The organism is Coprococcus sp. ART55/1 (assembly GCF_000210595.1).
In the GTDB taxonomy this organism is placed as follows: Bacteria; Bacillota; Clostridia; order Lachnospirales; family Lachnospiraceae; genus Coprococcus; species Coprococcus aceti.
Map to the genome: position 1 here is coordinate 1,392,559 of NC_021018.1, position 19,186 is coordinate 1,411,744.

The 19,186-nt window shown below is 45.4% G+C and carries 16 protein-coding genes; 1 reads left to right on the plus strand and 15 read right to left on the minus strand.

Annotated elements, in window-relative coordinates:
- Positions 1–65: 65 nt before the first annotated feature.
- The 14 genes from CCU_RS06480 to CCU_RS06545 all read right to left on the minus strand — a co-directional run bounded on the left by CCU_RS06480 (position 66) and on the right by CCU_RS06545 (position 16,907).
- A complete protein-coding gene (locus CCU_RS06480; protein WP_015534017.1) occupies positions 66–584 on the minus strand; it encodes a pyridoxamine 5'-phosphate oxidase family protein in 519 nt (172 codons plus the stop codon).
- A gap of 105 nt (positions 585–689) precedes the next feature.
- Positions 690–1,574, minus strand: a complete 885-nt coding sequence (locus tag CCU_RS06485) for a diacylglycerol/lipid kinase family protein (RefSeq protein WP_015534018.1) — start codon at positions 1,572–1,574, stop codon at positions 690–692.
- A complete protein-coding gene (locus CCU_RS06490; protein WP_208896053.1) occupies positions 1,549–2,298 on the minus strand; it encodes a lysophospholipid acyltransferase family protein in 750 nt (249 codons plus the stop codon). The genes CCU_RS06485 and CCU_RS06490 overlap by 26 nt, the downstream gene beginning before the upstream one ends.
- On the minus strand, positions 2,295–3,251 hold the full coding sequence (locus CCU_RS06495; protein WP_015534019.1) for a Gfo/Idh/MocA family protein: 957 nt from the start codon (positions 3,249–3,251) through the stop codon (positions 2,295–2,297). Before CCU_RS06495 ends, CCU_RS06490 begins: the two co-directional genes overlap by 4 nt.
- A 297-nt stretch (positions 3,252–3,548) precedes the next feature.
- Positions 3,549–4,523, minus strand: coding sequence for an aldolase catalytic domain-containing protein (locus tag CCU_RS06500; RefSeq protein ID WP_015534020.1), 975 nt, complete (start codon positions 4,521–4,523; stop codon positions 3,549–3,551).
- A 413-nt stretch (positions 4,524–4,936) separates the two neighbouring features.
- Positions 4,937–6,355, minus strand: a complete 1,419-nt coding sequence (locus CCU_RS06505; RefSeq protein WP_015534021.1) for a glycoside hydrolase family 1 protein — start codon at positions 6,353–6,355, stop codon at positions 4,937–4,939.
- 99 nt (positions 6,356–6,454) lie between these two features.
- Complete coding sequence (locus CCU_RS06510; RefSeq protein ID WP_015534022.1) at positions 6,455–7,420, minus strand: ROK family protein; 966 nt, start codon at positions 7,418–7,420, stop codon at positions 6,455–6,457.
- A gap of 60 nt (positions 7,421–7,480) precedes the next feature.
- Positions 7,481–8,968 carry a glycerol kinase GlpK gene (glpK, locus tag CCU_RS06515; protein ID WP_022216921.1) on the minus strand — a complete coding sequence of 496 codons (1,488 nt, stop codon included), beginning with the start codon at positions 8,966–8,968 and terminating at the stop codon, positions 7,481–7,483.
- A 336-nt stretch (positions 8,969–9,304) separates the two neighbouring features.
- Positions 9,305–11,998 carry a translation factor GTPase family protein gene (locus CCU_RS06520; protein ID WP_015534023.1) on the minus strand — a complete coding sequence of 898 codons (2,694 nt, stop codon included), beginning with the start codon at positions 11,996–11,998 and terminating at the stop codon, positions 9,305–9,307.
- 101 nt (positions 11,999–12,099) lie between these two features.
- Entirely contained in the window at positions 12,100–12,891 is a 792-nt protein-coding gene (locus CCU_RS06525) for a lysylphosphatidylglycerol synthase transmembrane domain-containing protein (protein WP_442852313.1), read from the minus strand.
- 9 nt (positions 12,892–12,900) lie between these two features.
- Positions 12,901–13,167: a hypothetical protein gene (locus CCU_RS06530; protein ID WP_208896055.1), complete on the minus strand. Its 267-nt coding sequence runs from the start codon at positions 13,165–13,167 to the stop codon at positions 12,901–12,903.
- Between the two features lie 149 nt (positions 13,168–13,316).
- A complete protein-coding gene (locus tag CCU_RS06535; protein WP_015534024.1) occupies positions 13,317–14,363 on the minus strand; it encodes a Fic family protein in 1,047 nt (348 codons plus the stop codon).
- 224 nt (positions 14,364–14,587) lie between these two features.
- Entirely contained in the window at positions 14,588–15,517 is a 930-nt protein-coding gene (gene cysK, locus CCU_RS06540; protein ID WP_015534025.1) for a cysteine synthase A, read from the minus strand.
- A gap of 79 nt (positions 15,518–15,596) precedes the next feature.
- The gene (locus tag CCU_RS06545; RefSeq protein ID WP_015534026.1) at positions 15,597–16,907 is read right to left on the minus strand and encodes an O-acetylhomoserine aminocarboxypropyltransferase/cysteine synthase family protein; all 1,311 of its coding nucleotides are present in this window, start codon (positions 16,905–16,907) and stop codon (positions 15,597–15,599) included.
- Positions 16,908–17,411: 504 nt separating this feature from the next.
- Between CCU_RS06545 and CCU_RS06550 the strand changes: the two genes are divergently transcribed.
- A complete protein-coding gene (locus CCU_RS06550; RefSeq protein WP_015534027.1) occupies positions 17,412–17,846 on the plus strand; it encodes an RrF2 family transcriptional regulator in 435 nt (144 codons plus the stop codon).
- A gap of 91 nt (positions 17,847–17,937) precedes the next feature.
- On the opposite strand, the gene CCU_RS06555 is transcribed toward CCU_RS06550, so the two are convergent.
- On the minus strand, positions 17,938–19,186 hold a 1,249-nt coding region (locus CCU_RS06555; RefSeq protein WP_208896056.1), incomplete at its 5' end, for a hypothetical protein.

A 19,186-nucleotide genomic window follows, 5' to 3' on the forward strand; every position in this document is an offset into this window, starting at 1 on the left:
TAATTTGTATTATGTTTTACGTCAATTCCTTAAACCACAATGGCAATTGCATAGATTCCATATACTTATCGCCTTGACTTACACGTAAAATTTTCCACAACTATCTCATACACATTTACCGCTGCCAGCATCTGGTCTGAGTAGTTATACTTCTTCTTTTCTACCTTGTCAAACGATCTCATATTCTCGGTATTTCTCGCAAGCTGATGATTCATAAGGCAGTTGAGTGCCTCGCACTTTTCCTCAGGATCTGTCAGCTTTCTGGCTGTGCCATTTCCCATGATACTGCTGTAGAGATAACCAAAGCTGCAGGCATTTGGTCCCTCAACCAGATAGTGATCTGTGTCCATCTCTATGGCCACCTTCGGATCCGCTGCCAGAGCATCCACCTTCCTGCCCTCACCGGCAGAGTGGAAATAAAGCTTCAGAACATCCTCCTCGTAGGTATAACCGAAATTCAGCGGAACTATGTACATTCCCTCTTCATCGTGAACCGCCATCCGGAACACCTTACACGAATCAAGTACATCCACTATCTCTTCACGATCTGTTATCATCCTGTCACTTCTCCGCATCTCCCGCATACAATACCTCCTTTTTCAGCGTACAATCTATTAAACTAGTATAAATGACGTCAGCATATTTGCAAGTTTTTTGAACTTTATATTATTCGGATTTTCAAAACTTTTTTATTTCTGATCCAGGCTCCACGCTTTAACTTTGTATGATGTAACTCCAAGTATCGTCTCGCCGTCTATCTGAAGTGGTGTCGGGCGATCAAATTCAACCTCAACCTCTTTTGCGTTGAATATATCAACATGCTTTTCGTACTTGACATGCTCTCCCTTGAATATAGAAGGAAAGATCATAAGGGTTCCAAGCTTGCCCTTGCCGCGGAACACCATAACCGAAACTGTATGCTCCGGATTCAGTCTGTCCTGCCCGGGGGTAGCCATCATTCCGCCGCCATAATATCTGCCATTCATGGTTGGCACGAGCCAGGCATTTTTATATTCATGACGGACTCCATCCACTTTCACCACAGCATTTCTCGGTTTGAATGCGTAGAGCAAGCCTTTGATAGCTATAGCCGTGTAGTTCACAGGCTTGTTCTTATGAGTTTTCTCATTCTTTGTCCTCTGGCGGTCGCCCTCCTCACAGCAGTAACCGTCTATTCCGAATCCAACATTGTTCATGAACAGCCACTTTTTGCCGTTGATCGTCACCTCCGGGAGATGCTGTATGTACTGATTTATCTGGTAATCCGGAGTGTCATGACTGTTATGTCCTATGTCCTTTGCAAAGTCATTGCCGCTTCCGGAGGCATAATAGTAGATGGTATTCTTCACATCCATGTCCTTTATGTCATTCACAAATATGTTCAGCGTTCCGTCACCGCCGCACAGGATAACCTCGTCATCCTCTGCAAGCGATCCCATGAACTCCGCATATGAAGCGATCTCTGTCATCTTCTTGAGTATCGCATCAGGATATGTATCTGCAAGTGCCTGCACGTCATACATACATTTGCCGTTGCCCGCCAGTGAATTATATAAAATGTACTTCTTTCCCATAGTTTTTACCCTTTTCATCTTTCTCAAGGACAAGTCTCACCCTGTCGCTGATCTCATTCTTCTTCATTGCTTTTACCTCATCGGCAGGTATCACATCCACCACATCTATATAGACGTCAGATCTGCGCCTCAGCACATTCCTGTAGATATTCTCCGTTCCGTGTATCGCCATGACGACTATCGGCGCATGCGCTTTCTGGGCTATCCTGAAAACACCCGTGTGAAATGGCAGAAGTCCGCCCTGTCTGTTTCTCGTTCCCTCCGGGTATACTCCAACTGCCATATCTCCCTTCTGGAGAATCTCGGTAGCCGTCTTGATCGTAGACAATGCCTTACCCGGATCTGATCTGTCTATCGGCATAAAGCAGCATCTTCTGATGATCCTGCCGAATATCGGTATCTTAAAATTCTCCGGCTTGGATATAAATGCCACATCCCACTTCTTAAATACCTGCCATTCTATCAGCGGATCATAATTTGACAGATGATTTCCCACAAAGAGTGGTTTGACATCCACTGGAATCTTCTCCATGCCAGTCACATGCATTTTCACTCTTAGAAACCACATGGCAAATCCGGTGACACCATACAGCAGATGCCTGTAGAACCTGCTGTCCTCCGTATACTGCCTGTCAGTTCTCACGAACAGACTGCACACGAAGAGAAAAAGTATGTACATCAGAAATATGGCTATGATTCCGCCAAGTATATATATAATTATCACTTTTTATTCCACCCTTTTCTAATATCATCCATAAGCTTCATCATATATATGGACTCTGACAAAGGCATCGATTTACTCTGGGACTGTCCCTGTCTGATCATATCAAGGCTTTCCATGACCTCGTACTCGTAGCCGCTTATCTGCTTTGGCACATCCACATGTCTTATCAGTCTGTCCTCGCAGTCAAATACATCTATCCACTGTGGATTATTTATATTATCGACTATCATATATCCTTTCTCACCATAGAAGATTCCTTTTCTGTCCGATCTGCCATATATGCTGTGGGTCGTCACTGCCATCCTTCCGTCTTCGTATTTGACTGTTATGCTCTCCTGTCCGTCTACCCCGGTCTCATGCATCATGACAGACGATTCGATAGCTGAGATCTCCTTACCCATATGCATGACAATGAAGTTCAGCCCATAAACTCCCACGTCTAAAAGGGCACCTCCTGCCAGCTCAGGTCTGATCAGGCGCTCTATCTTTGATATCGGATAAGACAGGTTGCAGGACATTGTCCTGATATCCCCTATCACACCTGATCCAAGAATTTCATTTATCATCTGTCTGGACGGCATATATCTCGTCCATATCGCCTCAGCCACATACACCTTCTTCTCTGCTGCCAGAGCTGCGATCTCCTCAGCCTGCGCAGCATCGTAGGTAAATGCTTTCTCGCAGAGTACATTTCTTCCATGTTCTATGCAGAGCTTCATATGCTCATAGTGATGTGAATGCGGCGTTGCAATATATATAAGATCTATCGCGTCATCACTTACCAGTTCTTCATAACTTCCATAAGCCTTATCTATATCAAATTCCCTGGCAAATGCATTTGCCTTTTCCAAAGTTCTTGAACCTACCGCATACAGCTCCACATCATCCATCTTATTTATCGTATCTGCCATGACACCGGCGATCTTGCCTGCGCCTAATATTCCTATGTTCATATGCTGTCATCCTCCTGTTTTTTCTATCTGTTTTCCAGCGCTGACACTGCATATATATCTTCAAAAGTACATCTCTTTTTGTTTTCGACATATTTTGACACTACATATCAGATTATAACACACAGACGGGAAAATAGAAGAAAAACTCCTGATGCCAGCGATAACTGACACCAGGAGTCCTCCCCTTTATCTTGAGCACCATAATAAGCACCCAACCCACTATATATGTTGTACTATGCATCTCTATCGGCTACACATATTCTACAGTGTAAAATATGTTGTTCCACAATCCGCATGTTACTCTCTGTACATAAGGTAGCTGTACATATCTGCATAATCATGTCTCTCATTCTTGATGAAATCGATGGCTTCCCTTGGATGCTGATTCAGCATTCCGGTCAGCATGTATGGCACATCATAGCCCCATACTGCATCTCCCTTTGCCTTGAGCGGAACCATGTACTGCTCTATGAACTTCAAGATGTGGTACAGGTTGTACTTTGGATTTCTGAGGAATCCAAGAAGAAGCTCAAGCGCACAATTTCCTGCGCCCCTGCCCATACAGCTTACAGTTCCATCGAGCATGCTCGCACCACTCCTCATTGCCTCAACAGTATTGGCATAGGCAAGCTTTAAGTTGTCGTGTGCATGTATTCCTATCTTCTTGCCATACTTCTCTCCAACTGCGACATATTTCTCCGCGAGTTTCTTGATCTGCTCAGGGTACAGTGAGCCGTAGCTGTCAACAATGTATATTCCATCTACATTGCTCTTACCAAGCAGCTCAAGGGCAAGATCGATATCCGACTCCTGATCCTTTGAAACTGCCATGATATTACATGTGGTCTCGTATCCCTTTGCATGTGCATCCTCAATCATCTCGATGGCTGCAGGCATGGTGTTGATGTATGTCGCCACCCTCACCAGATCGATAACACTGTCGGCTCTGTCGATGATATCCTTCTTGTAGTCGCATCTTCCGACATCAGCCATAACTGAAATTTTCAGATCTGTATTGTTCTCTCCAACGATGGCTCTTATATCCTCCTCGTTGCAGAACTTCCATTTGCCGAATTTGTTCACATCAAACATTTCCTTGGAGGCCTTATAGCCGAATTCCATATAATCAACCCCCGCCTTGATGTTCGCTTCATAGAGGGCTCTTATAAACTCGTCAGTAAAATAGAAATCGTTGACAAGTCCTCCATCTCTTATTGTTGCGTCAAGTACCTGAATGTCAGGTCTGTAGGTGATCAGATCTCCGCCTATCATAATAGTGTCCTCCTTCTTGTTTTTTGTTTTGATTTTCTCTTTTGGTTTTTCTCTCTGATATTTCTGAGTCTATTTACTGCAAAGCTGTTTTCCATTTTGATTCTATTTACTACACCTCTGTCTTCCAGTTTGTATCCTATAGATATTTCTCCTCAGTTTTCTCAATTTAAACTTACGTCACTTTAACGCGTTGGTGTATGTTAGTGACTTTATTTAGTATAGCACATAAATAAATTAATGCAAGGACTTTATTCAAAAATGCAATCTTTGGTGATTCTGTTTTTATCCTTTTTCGCAGGGAAATCAAAGTCTTAGGATAATTTTATCCTAAACAAGCGAAATATAGCCCAAAAGATACAACTTTCTGGAACTTTGTATCTTTTAGGCCTAAATTGTTGATTTCTGGATAATTTTTAGCTCAGATCCTCGCCGTTAGTCTCGATGACCTTCTTGTACCAGTAGAAGGAATCCTTTCTGTATCTCGCAAGATCCTTCATGTCAAACTCATCTCTGTTGACATATATAAAGCCGTATCTCTTGGTGATTCCTTCGTGGGTGGACACGAGGTCGATTGCTGACCATGGGCAGTAACCCATCATCTCTGCACCCTCGTCTGCTGCCAGCTTAATCTGCTCTATATGCTTTCTTAAGTACTCTATACGATAGTCGTCGTGTACCCTGCCATCCTCTGTAAGCTTGTCATATGCGCCAAGACCATTCTCTGTCACAATCATAGGAAGGTGATATCTGCTGTACATCTCTCTTATAGTTGCCCTAAAGCCGTCAGGGTCTATCTCCCAGCCAAACTCTGTGCGGAGAAGATTTGGATTTGGATACGCCTTGTATACCCCCGGCTCAATACCGGCTGATTGCTGATCCTTTTTTTCTGAGTCCGTCACAGCAACCGGACTGTCATCCCACTCAACCGTTGCAGTATTATAATAATTGAAACCTATAAAATCAGGCTTTGCCTGCTCCATGATATCCATATCTCCGTCCTCGATGACTGGAATGGCATCATGTTCCTCAAGGAACTTCCACACCAGGTCGTTGTATCTTCCATACACTGCCATATCAAGGTAAAGCCAATTTCTTATCGCGTTGAAGTTCTGTGCTGCCAGGACATCCTTCGGCTTGCATGTGGCAGGATATACCAGTGAAATATTTGGTGCAGGACCAATCTTTGCACCAGGACACATCTCATGGAGAAGCTTCATGGCCTTTGCCTGAGCAAGGAGCATGTGGTGATTCTCCTGATAAAGCTTCTTGTATTTATTTGTCACGCCCTCCATGTTGCAGGTTCCGATCACGTCACCCACAAGTGTGAGCATGTTCTGCTCATTGATCGTCAGCCAGTACTTTACTCTGTCGCCATAATTTGTGTAGAGAAGCTTTGCAAATTCAACAAACTCGGCAACACTCTCTCTTCTCGACCAGCCACCTTTTTTCTCAAGAGCCGCAGGAAGATCAAAATGGAACATTGTGACAAGAGGCTCGATTCCGTACTTGAGGCACTCATTTATCACATTGTTGTAGAAGTCAATTCCCTCCTGGTTGACTCTGCCGGTTCCCTCTGGGAGGACTCTGCTCCACGCGATGGAGAATCTGAATGTCTTGAATCCCATCTCAGCCATGAGGGCTATGTCCTCTGCATATCTGTGATAAAAATCAGCACACACATCCAGCTCACTTGTTCCCGCTGGAACTGTCTTGATATCCTGCACACTTGGACCCTTGCCGTGTGACAGATTGGCACCCTCAACCTGATATGCGCTTGTCGATGCTCCCCAGAGAAAATTCTCCGGGAGTCCATGTTTCTTTGTGATTATCATAATTTTCCCTCCATGGATTTACATTTTCAATAGTATTTATAAAAGAGATGAACCATCTGTTCCAGTTCATCTCCATCTTACGTTTGTTTTATTGCGATTTTATTTCACGCCCTCATACTTCTGCTTATAATTGTACAACGCGCCAAGAAGATTCGAATCATTGCGGAACTTGCATGTGTCGATAACCATGCCATCGTAGGTCTTTGTAATCTTTCTTATCTTGTCCACATACTTCTTAACCCCCGGAACAAAGTTCGGATTGGCACTCATTCCACCTCCGATAAGTATGACATCCGGATCTATCGTCATGTACAGGTTACAGCAGAGCTTTGCTATGGAGAAGTATGAGTCCTCAACCATATCTATGATCTCCTGATTGCCCTCATCTATCCATTGATATACCATCTCACCGGTCACCTCTTCTGGCTTCATATGCATTATCTTGGATGCCTTGTATGTAATGGAGCTTGCAGTACATGTTGAGGTTACCATGAACGGGTTATATTCAAATGTCTCCTCAACAGTCAGCTCTTCACAGCATCTGACATTATCAGCTTCTTCCCTTGTCATGTTCATGAGGGCATATGACAATTCACCTGCCAGAAGTCTCTTGCCTCTGTGGATCTTTCTGTCAATGATTATTCCACCGCCGATTCCTGTACCCACGACAACGACTGCTGCATTTGTAGCCGTGCTGGCATTGCCCAGCCACAACTCTGCGAGAGCCGCACATTTGCCATCGTTCTCAAGGGCTACAGACACACCGCCGCATGCCTCTGATATGAGATCACCAAGATGTGCACCATCAAGATACTTGATCCCGCCACCGCCGTACACTATGCCGCGCTCGACATCTATCTGTCCAGGAAGCCCCATGGCAATTCCTGTTATGTCACAGTCCAGTACCTTCTCGTCATACACCTTCTTGATCTGCGCCACAAATGCCGGAGTTCCAGCCTCGGCATATCTGTCGGTTGGAGTCTTACCCTTTCCCGATATATTGCCCTCATCGTCCATTAACGCATACTTTATAAATGTTGCCCCTACATCAAATACTAAATACATAAGTCCCTCCTACTTTTCTCATTACCCATTGTTTTTTTCTTTCTATATATATTTTTATATTCACCTTGTCACTCTCGTTCTCTCCACAGCATCCTTCCAGCCTGCAAGGAGCGTCTCCCTCTTATCCTCAGTTATCCCCGGCTTAAATCTTCTGTCGGCCTTCCAGTAACCCTTGATCTCATCCAGACTATCATAGTAGCCAACCGCAAGTCCAGCCAGATATGCAGCTCCCAGAGCTGTTGTCTCCGTGATCACAGGCCGCACAATCTCGGCATTCTCTATATCTGCCTGGAACTGCATCAGGAAGTCATTGGCACTTGCACCGCCGTCCACTCGAAGGCTTGTGATTGAAAGTCCTGCATCCATCTCCATAGCCGCAAGAACATCCGATGTCTCATATGCCAGCGATTCGACTGTCGCCCTGACAAAGTGCGCCTTATTTGTTCCCCTTGTAAGGCCGAACACTGCCCCTCTGGCGTACGCATCCCAGTAAGGAGCGCCAAGTCCCGTAAATGCAGGTACCACATATACACCATTACTGTCCGGCACAGACAGAGCAATGCGCTCAGTGTCCGCTGCATTGTCTATGAGCTTCATCTCATCCCTGAGCCACTTGATGGCTGCTCCAGCCACAAACACACTTCCCTCAAGCGCATAGCTGACTTTTCCGTCAAGTCCTATGGCTATGGTGGTGAGAAGTCCCTGCTGCGAGTCAACTGCCTTATCCCCCGTATTCATGAGGAGGAAACAACCTGTTCCGTAGGTGTTCTTCACATCACCGGCCTCAAAGCAGCACTGTCCGAACAGCGCGGCCTGCTGATCTCCGGCAACTCCCGCTATAGGCACCTCACCGCCAAATATCTCTCTGTCCGTGTATCCGTATATCTCACTGGAATTTCTCACTGCCGGAAGCATGCTCTCCGGGATGTTGAACTTTGCAAGCAATTCCCTGTCCCACTCCAGTGTATGAATGTTGAATAGCATAGTACGCGATGCGTTCGTGTAGTCCGTTGCATGGACTCTTCCGCCTGTGAGCTTGTATATAAGCCATGTGTCAACAGTTCCGAACATCAGCTCCCCTGCCTCTGCGCGTTCCCTGGCTCCAGGCACATTATCAAGTATCCACTCTATCTTTGTTGCAGAGAAATACGGATCTACTATCAGTCCCGTTTTCTCTCTTATCACCTTGTCATATCCTTCAGCCTTAAGCTGCTCTATCCTGTCCGCAGTTCTCCTGCACTGCCACACTATGGCATGATACACCGGATTGCCGGTCTTTCGATCCCACACTATGGTTGTCTCTCTCTGGTTGGTGATTCCTATGGCGGCTATGTCCTCGGTGCGGATTCCCATGGTCTCCCTCGCCTCCATCATCACCGACATCTGGGTTGCCCATATCTCCATAGGGTCATGCTCCACCCAGCCGTTATTCGGGAAATGCTGGGTGAACTCCTTCTGCTTCACCGAACATATCCTGCCTTCCTTATCAAATATTATCGCCCTTGAGCTGGTCGTTCCCTGATCCAGCGCCATTATATAATCTGCCAAATTGCCCTCCTATTAACGCGGACGCTCGGTTCTAGTGTTTTGCAACCAAACTGATGGGTATGCCTTCTCAGGGGACGCTCCCGCTCGTTTCGCCCTGCAGCGGTACTAAGATGCTGCTTAGCGCACCATCTAAGGACCGGCGGGCTCAAATGCCCCTGCGAAGGCATACCCATCAGCTTGGTTTATATACACTGTTAAGCCTCGCTGTTCTCCGTAATTATGTATGGTCCGTCGGGCAATTTTGCCCTGACAAACCTTTTTTCCTTCTTCCTTTTAAGTATCTATCAAATAAGCCAGAATCAAATAGTTCAGCTTAATTGTTTTGATCAAATTTTCTCAATCGTTTTTCAGATAATTCTCTCTCAGATGTTCGTTCACCCTCTCAACCTCTGCCTTGAAGTCCCGTGAGGACATGCGGATTGCACCCTGGCCCATGGTGACTATCTGCTCCAGTCCGTCCGATGTGACCACAGTGACCTTGTGCTTTCTCGCAAGCTCATGTGTGAGCTTTTCTATATGCGCATCCGCGGTCTCACCCTCCTTGGTGTACACCACCTCTATATCATCATAAGGGAATCTCTCGCCCTTGTTGTCCTTCACCTTGTAGCCGTCAAATACCACTATTAACTTACAGTTCATATATCCCTGATAGTTTGACAGTATGTCCATGAGCTTACCTCTGGCGGAGTCTATGTTGTGCTCCGACAGTTCCCGAAGTGTATCCCATGCAAATATGACATTGTAGCCATCCACTATGACATAGTCCTCGCCGTTTTTCCTGCGCTTGAACGCTCCAGGCGTGGCTATACCTCTATCAGCGGGTCTGCTGCCCACAAGCGGTCCATTTCCGGGCTGCCTGTCTCTGGACTGACTCTTATTATACTGTCCATTTACTTTATACTCAGATGTAGTTCTCCTGAATCTTCCGTTCAGTGCCACATCCTTATCCTTGTAATCTCCGCCAAATGTCCTTGCAAATATCTCGCTGAGCTCCTCATCTGTTATGGACATCTCCGATACACTCTTTCCCGGCCTGTTCACCGGAATATCCATAGCATAGCCATCTTCCGTGTAGCCAAGCTGGCCCGAGATCTCAAATCCCGGATCCTCCTTCACATGCATGTTCTCATACACATCATACCAGTCCACCAGATAACCTGCACCGTGGGCACAGAATACCGATGAAGATGGATTAAACCTGTCTAGCTCAGGATCATAATGTCTCTCAGCCAGAACCTCTTCGGTGTTGTGGCACGGCTGATAGCCGTCTATATCCACCTGAAGCCTGCCTGTACCTCTGGAAAATGCTGTGAGTTCACTGTAATACTCTCTCATGGTATATACCGGGGCATGTCCCGTGATGACTGTCGTCTCACCGGATATCTCCTGACCATCCATAGTTCCGCTCATTTTCACTATGTCTGCAAGAACCCTTCCGGCATACTCCTGTGGTACCTCTATTTTAAATGCATACACAGGTTCCAGCAAGACACTTTCCGCCATCATAAGGCCCTGTCTCACCGCCCTGTATGTCGCCTGTCTGAAATCTCCACCCTCAGTGTGCTTCTGATGTGCGCGCCCCGCAGTGATGCTTATCTTCATATCCGTGATTGGTGATCCCGTAAGCACTCCCCTGAACTCACGCTCCTGAAGATGGGTGAGTATCAGTCTCTGCCAGTTCTTATCCAGTACATCCTCGCTGCAAATGCTGTCAAAGCACATTCCACTGCCATTTTCCATAGGTTCAAGCAACAAATGTACCTCTGCGTAGTGCCTGAGCGGTTCAAAATGTCCTACACCCATGACTGGAGCCGCGATCGTCTCCTTGTATGATATCCTGCCCTGTCCGTATGTGATGGCAATTCCAAACCTGTCTCTTACCATCTGAGCCACTACCTCAAGCTGTACCTGCCCCATGACCTTGATGTATATCTCTCCTGCAGTCTCATTCCACTGCACCTGGAGCTGGGGATCCTCTTCCTCAAGCAGTCTGAGCTTTGACACCATCGTGACCGCATCCACATCAGTCGGGTACATGACCTTATAGCTGAGAACCGGCTCCAGACTTGGGAGCTCTCCATCCGGGCAGGCACCGATTCCCTGTCTGCCGTAGGTATTCACCAGTCCCGGAACAGCACAGACACATCCGGCGGGAACCTGGGTTACCATGTCGTACTTTGCACCGGAGTACACCCTTATCTGGTTGACCTTCTCATGGCTCTCCTCCCCCTGACTGTTTCTGAGCGTCAGCACATCCTTGAGCTTCAACACGCCTCCAGTGACCTTTATGTAGGTAAGTCTCTCGCCCTTATCGTCACGTCCTATCTTGAACACTCTGGCGCCAAATTCTTCCCCGCGCACAGGTTCCACTACATATCTGTTCATGCCGTCAAGAAGCTCTGACACGCCCTCATTCTTGAGTGCAGAGCCAAAGTAACATGGGAACAGCTTTCTGCCCGCAATGGCATTTACCACGTCCTGTTCATCATTTGCCCCAGTCTCAAGAAAATGTTCAAGCATGGCCTCATCGCACATGGCGATCTGCTCTCCTGAATCTTCACATAAAAAATCGACACAGCCATCACTCAGTCTGTGTCTGATATTGTCCATGAGGTAATCTCTGTCATAGCCAGTCATGTCCATCTTATTGACAAATATAAATACAGGAATCCCATATCTCTCAAGCAGCTTCCACAGGGTCTCCGTGTGGCTCTGCACTCCGTCCATACCGTTGATGACCAGAACCACATAATCAAGAACCTGCAATGTTCTTTCCATCTCTGTTCCGAAATCCACATGTCCCGGAGTGTCAAGCAAAGCTATATGCATATCAGCATATGCAAGCTCTGCCTGCTTGGAAAATATCGTGATCCCCCTGTCCTTTTCCTGACTGTCCGTATCTAGATATGTATCCTGATGATCCACCCGCCCAAGCTTTCTTATCTGTCCTGCCTGATAGAGCATCGCCTCCGACAGGGTGGTCTTACCCGAATCAACGTGGGCCAGTATGCCCGCGACTATGTTCTTCATATGTATCTTTTTCCCTTCACCAGCCGATATATATCACCTGCCATGCATCTTGCTGACCATTGATATATATCGGTTCTTTATAAACTCATTTATCGGTTCAGCTATGAGTCTGTATCCGCCAAGCTATCGCCATCCGGGATTCCCTGTTTTTCATTCTGCGCCGCCTTATATCTCTTGAACCTCTTGAAGAATATGGCTGTAAATGCACCTATGATAAAAGGGAACATGAATGTGGCAAATCTATAGAGAAGTGCCATGGCTCCGGCTGCAGCAGAACCAACAAGTCCCGAATAGATCGCTGTCATAACAAGCTCACTTGATCCGATTCCTCCCGGCATAGGAATGACTGCCGCCAGCATGACACTCATGGCTGTTATACCTATTGACGTGACAATATTCATATCACACAAGTTGTGACACACTATATAAGGTATGGCAAACCAGCACGCGAACTTACATATATCAAGCAGCATGACTACCACTATAAGCCACGGTTTCTTAAGTACAACCCTGGTGGCATCCTCCATCATAGCTGTCTGCCCACTTAAACTGTCAATCTGCTTTGCAAATCGTCCTTTAAACAAAGCATCAGCTTTTTCAAGAAGCCATCTGAGGAATCTGTGAAACGGCGGCCAGCACGCAAAGAGCACTATCGCCATCGTTATGAGTATGGTCGCTATAACGCCGAGGACAACATATGAACTGTATTTGCCAAATACTCCAAGCATATATTCTCTGTTCGCAAGAAACAATGCCACCGCCATAACACATATGGTCATCTTGTGTATCGCATAATCAATAGAGTACAGACCAAGCGCTTTCGACGGCTGTATTCTGCAGTGTTTCATGAACAATGTGGATGCCACTATGGTACCGCTCCCAAGCGTTGACACCCTGTAAAATTACACAAAATACGTCATAATATTTGCATCGAAAAATGTCATATTGTTCTCCACCTGTCGCATGAGGATAAACGTTATGCAGCTCTCTATCACTCCGTATAAAAGCGTCGCTCCGAGAATAGCTGCCACGACCACAGGACTTGTCTTTACAAGCTGCGACATTATAGGGCCTGCCATGTCACGGAACACATATATGATAAGTCCGACCAGCACCAGCACACACAACCATTTTATAAGTGTTTTCTGTCTATCTGATAGTTTTTTCATAGTCTTATATCCCTTTTCCCCTAATATCAATTCATTCAGATCAGTCTTATCCCAATCTGCCCACCATCTCAAATGCACCGGCAATTAGCGGCTGATCTCATGTTTCGTACAATAGATTAACAAGCTAAAGTGAAAAAAACAAGCATTTGTTATTTCATTCTGACATAATAGGTAGACTTGCCTGTACCGCCTCTGCCTATATCGCCCTCTTTTACGAGTTTTCTGAGTGCTCCCTCTACCGAACTGATGCTGAGAGACGGACAAAGTTCCATTATATCCTGCTTTGTAAACTTTCCTATTTTCAGCAGTATTGCTTTTCGCACCATCTCAATCGCCGGCAACTTTTCCTCTACGATTTCAAAGCGCTCCTCAAAATCCTTATAAGCAGCCAGTATTGTCCCAAGGAGATATTTTATAAACGGGATCACGTCCTCTGTGCCCTCGTGCCAGCCTGCCTGGGCTTTCCCAAGCGACTCATAATATAACTCCTTATTCCCCGCTATCTTTGCCTCAAGAGAAATATACTTTCCAACATAGAATCCACTTCTATATAGCAGAAGCGTTGTGAGCAGTCTGCTCATTCTGCCATTGCCATCATTAAACGGGTGTATGCACAGAAAATCATGTATAAAAACAGGAATGACGATCAGCGGCTCCACCTCGAAATTACCGATCACCCTGTTGTATTCCCCACATATCCTGTCCAGCGCTTCCGGTGTCTCAAATGGAGCCATCGGCGTGAACAGGACTTCCGTTTGCCCATCAGGATAAGTTGCGCTGATATAATTCTGCACCGTCTTTGTTCTTCCTGCAAATGGGTTATTCATATGACTGTACAACATCTTATGCAGCTGAAGTATATAATTCTGAGTTATAGGTATTGCATCAAAGCTTTCATGTATAACCCCCAGCACATCCCTGTAACCTGCTATCTCTTCCTCGGCTCTGTTCTTCGGTGTGGTCTTCTCCTCAACCAACTGCTTTATTCTTGTATTTGTTGTGACTATACCCTCTATGGCATTGGACGCCTCCGTGCTCTGGATCTTTGCTATCTCAACAAGCTTATCCAGTTCATCCGGACGCTGTCTTAAATACAGTTCCTGTTTACCTGCATATCTATATATTGCAGCTATGAGTCCAAGCACTTCAGAATCCCATTTTTCTTCTTTTATTTTACTGTAATTAAAAGTTCTCATTCCCTTAATTTGCTCCTTTTCCATTAAATATTAGCACATTTTAAGGGAAAGTCAACCCAATTAAGGGCATTTCCCCTCAAAGTTCTATCAGTTTTAAGGTTATCCAATTGTATACTATTTATGCAGCTAATTAAGGGTACTTTCAAAAAAAGCCACCACATCAAAACACGATGTGGTGGCTTTTTCATATAAATTCTATATCACAGCAATTACTATATATCCATTTAGCCGAATAACGGAGTTGAGTAATATCTGTCTCCACTGTCTGGAAGAAGTACTACGATATTCTTGCCTGCATACTCAGGGCGCTCTGCGATCTGCTTTGCTGCAAAGTAAGCTGCACCTGATGAGATTCCTACGAGGATTCCCTCTGCTGATGCGATCTCCTTTGCTGCTACAAATGCGTCATCATTCTCAACGGCGATGATCTCGTCATATACCTTTGTGTTAAGTGTGTCAGGAACAAATCCTGCACCGATTCCCTGTATCTTGTGTGCTCCTGAAACGCCCTTTGAGAGGACTGGTGATGTGGCAGGCTCAACGGCGATGACCTTTACATCTGGATTCTTCTCCTTCAGATACTCGCCAACGCCTGTGATAGTTCCACCTGTTCCGATACCGGCTACAAATACATCTACCTTGCCGTCTGTATCCTCCCAGATTTCAGGACCAGTTGTGAGTCTGTGTGCCTTTGGATTGGATGGATTTACGAACTGTCCAGCTACAAAGCTGCCAGGGATCTCCTTTGAAAGCTCATCAGCCTTTGCGATGGCTCCCTTCATTCCCTTTGTTCCGTCTGTGAGAACTATCTCAGCACCGTATGCCTTGATGATGTTACGTCTCTCAACGCTCATGGTCTCAGGCATAACGATGATCGCCTTGTAACCCTTGGCTGTTGCTATGGATGCAAGACCGATACCTGTGTTACCTGATGTAGGCTCGATGATGGTTGCACCCGGCTTAAGTGTTCCATCCTTCTCAGCATCCTCGATCATCTGGAATGCGATTCTGTCCTTTACACTTCCTGCTGGGTTGAAATACTCAAGCTTTGCAAGGATATTTGCCTTGAGATCATTCTTCTTCTCTATGTTTGAAAGCTCCAGAAGTGGAGTCTTACCTATAAGTTCTGCTGCACTCTTATATATATTACTCATATTATCGTACCATTACCTTTCCTGATATTTATTATGCTCACTATTTGTGGTCTTCTCTTATATTCATTATTTATATCGATTACTCCTGAATTGCCTTGAATGCCTCGTCAAGATCCTCGATGATATCGTCTATGTTCTCAGTACCGATTGAAAGTCTGATAGTGTTCTGCTTGATTCCCTGATCGATAAGCTCAGCCTCATTCAGCTCTGAGTGAGTTGTTGATGCCGGGTGGATAGCCAGTGACTTTACATCAGCGACATTTGCAAGAAGTGAGAATATCTCCAGATTGTCAATGAACTTCTTGGCTGTCTCTGCGTCACCCTTGATCTCAAATGTGAAGATTGAACCACCACCGTTAGGGAAGTACTTCTTGTACAGTCTCTGCTGCTCAGGATCTGTTGAAACTGAAGGATGGTTTACCTTCTCAACAAGTGGATGATTGTTCAGGTACTCAACTACCTTGAGTGCATTTGATACATGTCTCTCAACACGGAGTGACAGTGTTTCAAGTCCCTGAAGGAATATCCATGAGTGTATTGGTGAGATCGTAGCACCTGTGTCACGGAGGAGGATAGCTCTGATCCTTGTGACAAATGCTGCAGGACCTGCTGCGTCTACAAAGCTTACGCCGTGGTAGCTCTCATTTGGCTCAGTGAGCTGTGGGAACTTGCCTGATGCCTTCCAGTCGAAGTTACCGCTGTCGATGATGACGCCACCGATAGTTGTTCCGTGTCCACCGATAAACTTTGTTGCTGAATGAACTACGATGTCAGCGCCGTACTCGATAGGTCTTACGAGATATGGTGTTGCAAATGTGCTGTCGATCACAAGTGGAATCTTGTGTGCGTGAGCGATATTTGCAATTGTCTCGATATCTGAAACCTCTGAGTTAGGATTTCCAAGGACCTCGATGTAGAGAGCCTTTGTGTTCTCCTGAATAGCATCCTCAAATGCCTGTGGATCAAGTGGATCAACGAATGTTGTATCTACATTGTAATCCTTGAGTGTATGTGCAAGGAGATTGTATGTTCCGCCGTAGATATTCTTTGCTGCTACGATGTGGTCTCCTGCAAGTGCAAGGTTCTGAATTGTGTATGTTACTGCTGCTGCGCCTGAGCCAACTGCCAGTGCTGCAACGCCACCCTCGAGGGCTGCGATTCTTCTCTCAAATACATCCTCTGTTGGGTTTGTAAGTCTTCCGTAGATGTTGCCGGCATCCTTGAGTGCAAATCTGTCAGCTGCATGCTGTGAGTTGTGGAATACGAATGATGATGTCTGGTAGATTGGTACCGCTCTTGCATCCGTAACCGGGTCTGCTGTCTCCTGTCCTACGTGTAACTGTAATGTCTCAAACTTTAAATTTCTCTCTGCTCTTGTCTTCTTTGCCATGATCTTATTCTCCTTAAATTCAAATAGTTTATCTGTCATGCGCACCTGCCCATTCATCTTGTCATGTATATGAGCTCATGTGGCATTATACTCTTCTTTATTATCTTCTGTCTATTATGTATGATCTGTTATTTATATCTGTGTCATGATTATTTGTTCTGTGTTCGCTTTAACAGCAGCAACACATGACTTCTATGAAACACATTCGTCTGTCTTCGTTAAGGTACTGTGGTTTAAATGTACTTCCCAGCATATCAACACCTCTTTCTCGATTTTCGTCTTTGAAATTTGACTTGATCGCATCATTTCTGTGATTATTTTTACTTTTCACATAATTCCTACTCGAAAACTATGAATTAAGCATAGCTGTATATTACAGCCTAATTCCCACTTTGTCAATAGGTTTTTTATGAATTATCTTGATTGTTTTTTTTCAGATGTTATAATAGACGTGTAAATGATGTGAAATCATCAGTAAATACAGGCATTTGGGAGGTTTATATTATGAAAGTATCCACAAAAGGGCGTTACGCTCTGCGTTTCCTTATAAATATAGCATCGAGGACAGACGGCAAGCCAGTGAGCATCAAGGATGTTGCCGCACAGGAGGAAATATCCGAGAAATATCTTGAGCAGATCACTTCTGTGCTGAACTCCGGCGGGCTGGTGAAGAGCACCAGAGGTCCACAGGGAGGTTATCTTCTCCGAAAAGCCCCTGAAGACATAACAGTTGGAATGGTTTTAAGGCTCACTGAGGGCGGCATATCTCCTGTTGCGTGCCTTGATGCAGATGAATTCCAGTGCGAACGCGAGGCAAGATGCTCCACCATAGGTCTCTGGCGCAGACTGGACAAAGCGATCCGGGACGTGGTAGACACCACCACCATCGCTGACCTTGTGGCAGAAAGACCTGAGGCGGCAGATAACTATTGCATTTAAATCATATTTGCCCTATCAAAGCATAAAAGCATGTATATATGATTTCCAGCAGGGCAGCTGGGATTCATATATACATGCTTTTGTTATATTTTTATATTTTTGACTTCAAAATCCGTACAACTTTCTCAACATACGGCCTTACACCATCCCCAGGGAACACATCTTCCGGCATCTCAAATCCGTGTTCCTCACGGTACATATAATACCTGTTATCTATGTATTCACCATATTTTTCACAGAGATCATATACCTCCATGGTTCCGAAATCATCCAGCATCGTCACCGTCTTCACAAGTATGCTGTCACAGAAATCCTCGGCTATCTCCTCCACACCCATACACAACATTTCCTCGGTGAGGCTTTTTTTATCTATGGAATATATCTGATCCATATACAGCATTTCACCACTTCCCAGGTCAATACTGCCAGCATCGCCATCTATAGACCATACCCTCGCATTATATTCCTCTGTCAGCTTTTCGCCTTTAAAATCCCAATATTTGATACTGGCCAGCTCTTCGCCTTCGGTGACAAGCTCAAAGCTGTTCTCCATGCACATCAGGACTTCGCCGTCAATTTTCTTGTTATGCTTTTCTCTATCCCGGCGAAGTTTCAGCCGGTGGTTATACAAGTCCTCCGCATTTTCTATGAATCTCGTAACGCATGTATACAGACATCGGATATCCTCCCTGTCCAGATCGATCAGACGGTAAAAATGTGCACTGTCAGGAACTACCCCACAATTTGTTCCTATCTCCAGCTCATACCGATCCGGCTTGTCACACTCCGGGGATCTCTTTATCCTTCTGAGAACATATCCATCCTCCACATGTGTCCCCTCCGTCCCAAGACACAGCACTTTTTCGTACGGATCTCCGCTATTATTCCTCACGATCTGGGCATCTTCCATGTCTGAATCAAGTATAGTCCGTATATCCGTCTTGAGCTGCCGGACATTTGGGAAGTCGTATGCCGCCGCATTTATCAAAGTCTCCCACACCTCTCTATCGTTTTCTTCGTTATCTCCAGCCTTATCCTTTTCTGTATTTTCCAGGCTATTTCTCTTGCTTACAAGGAGCTGCATATGATAGTCAAATGACAGTATTTTATTCTCACCATTCTCAATGTCGAGTATATTATCTCCGTTCACGGTCTCCATGTCCGGGTGTGTATAACAGAGCTTATATGTGCCATTCGTCCAGCAGAAAATATCGTTAAAAAGATGACTGAGATAATCATCGTCATGCTCGCAGCCACTCTCGCGTATAAACTTATATCCCTGTCTCATATCCTGTGCCCCCTCACACTCGCATTTATTTACAAAAAATAATACCCTGTCC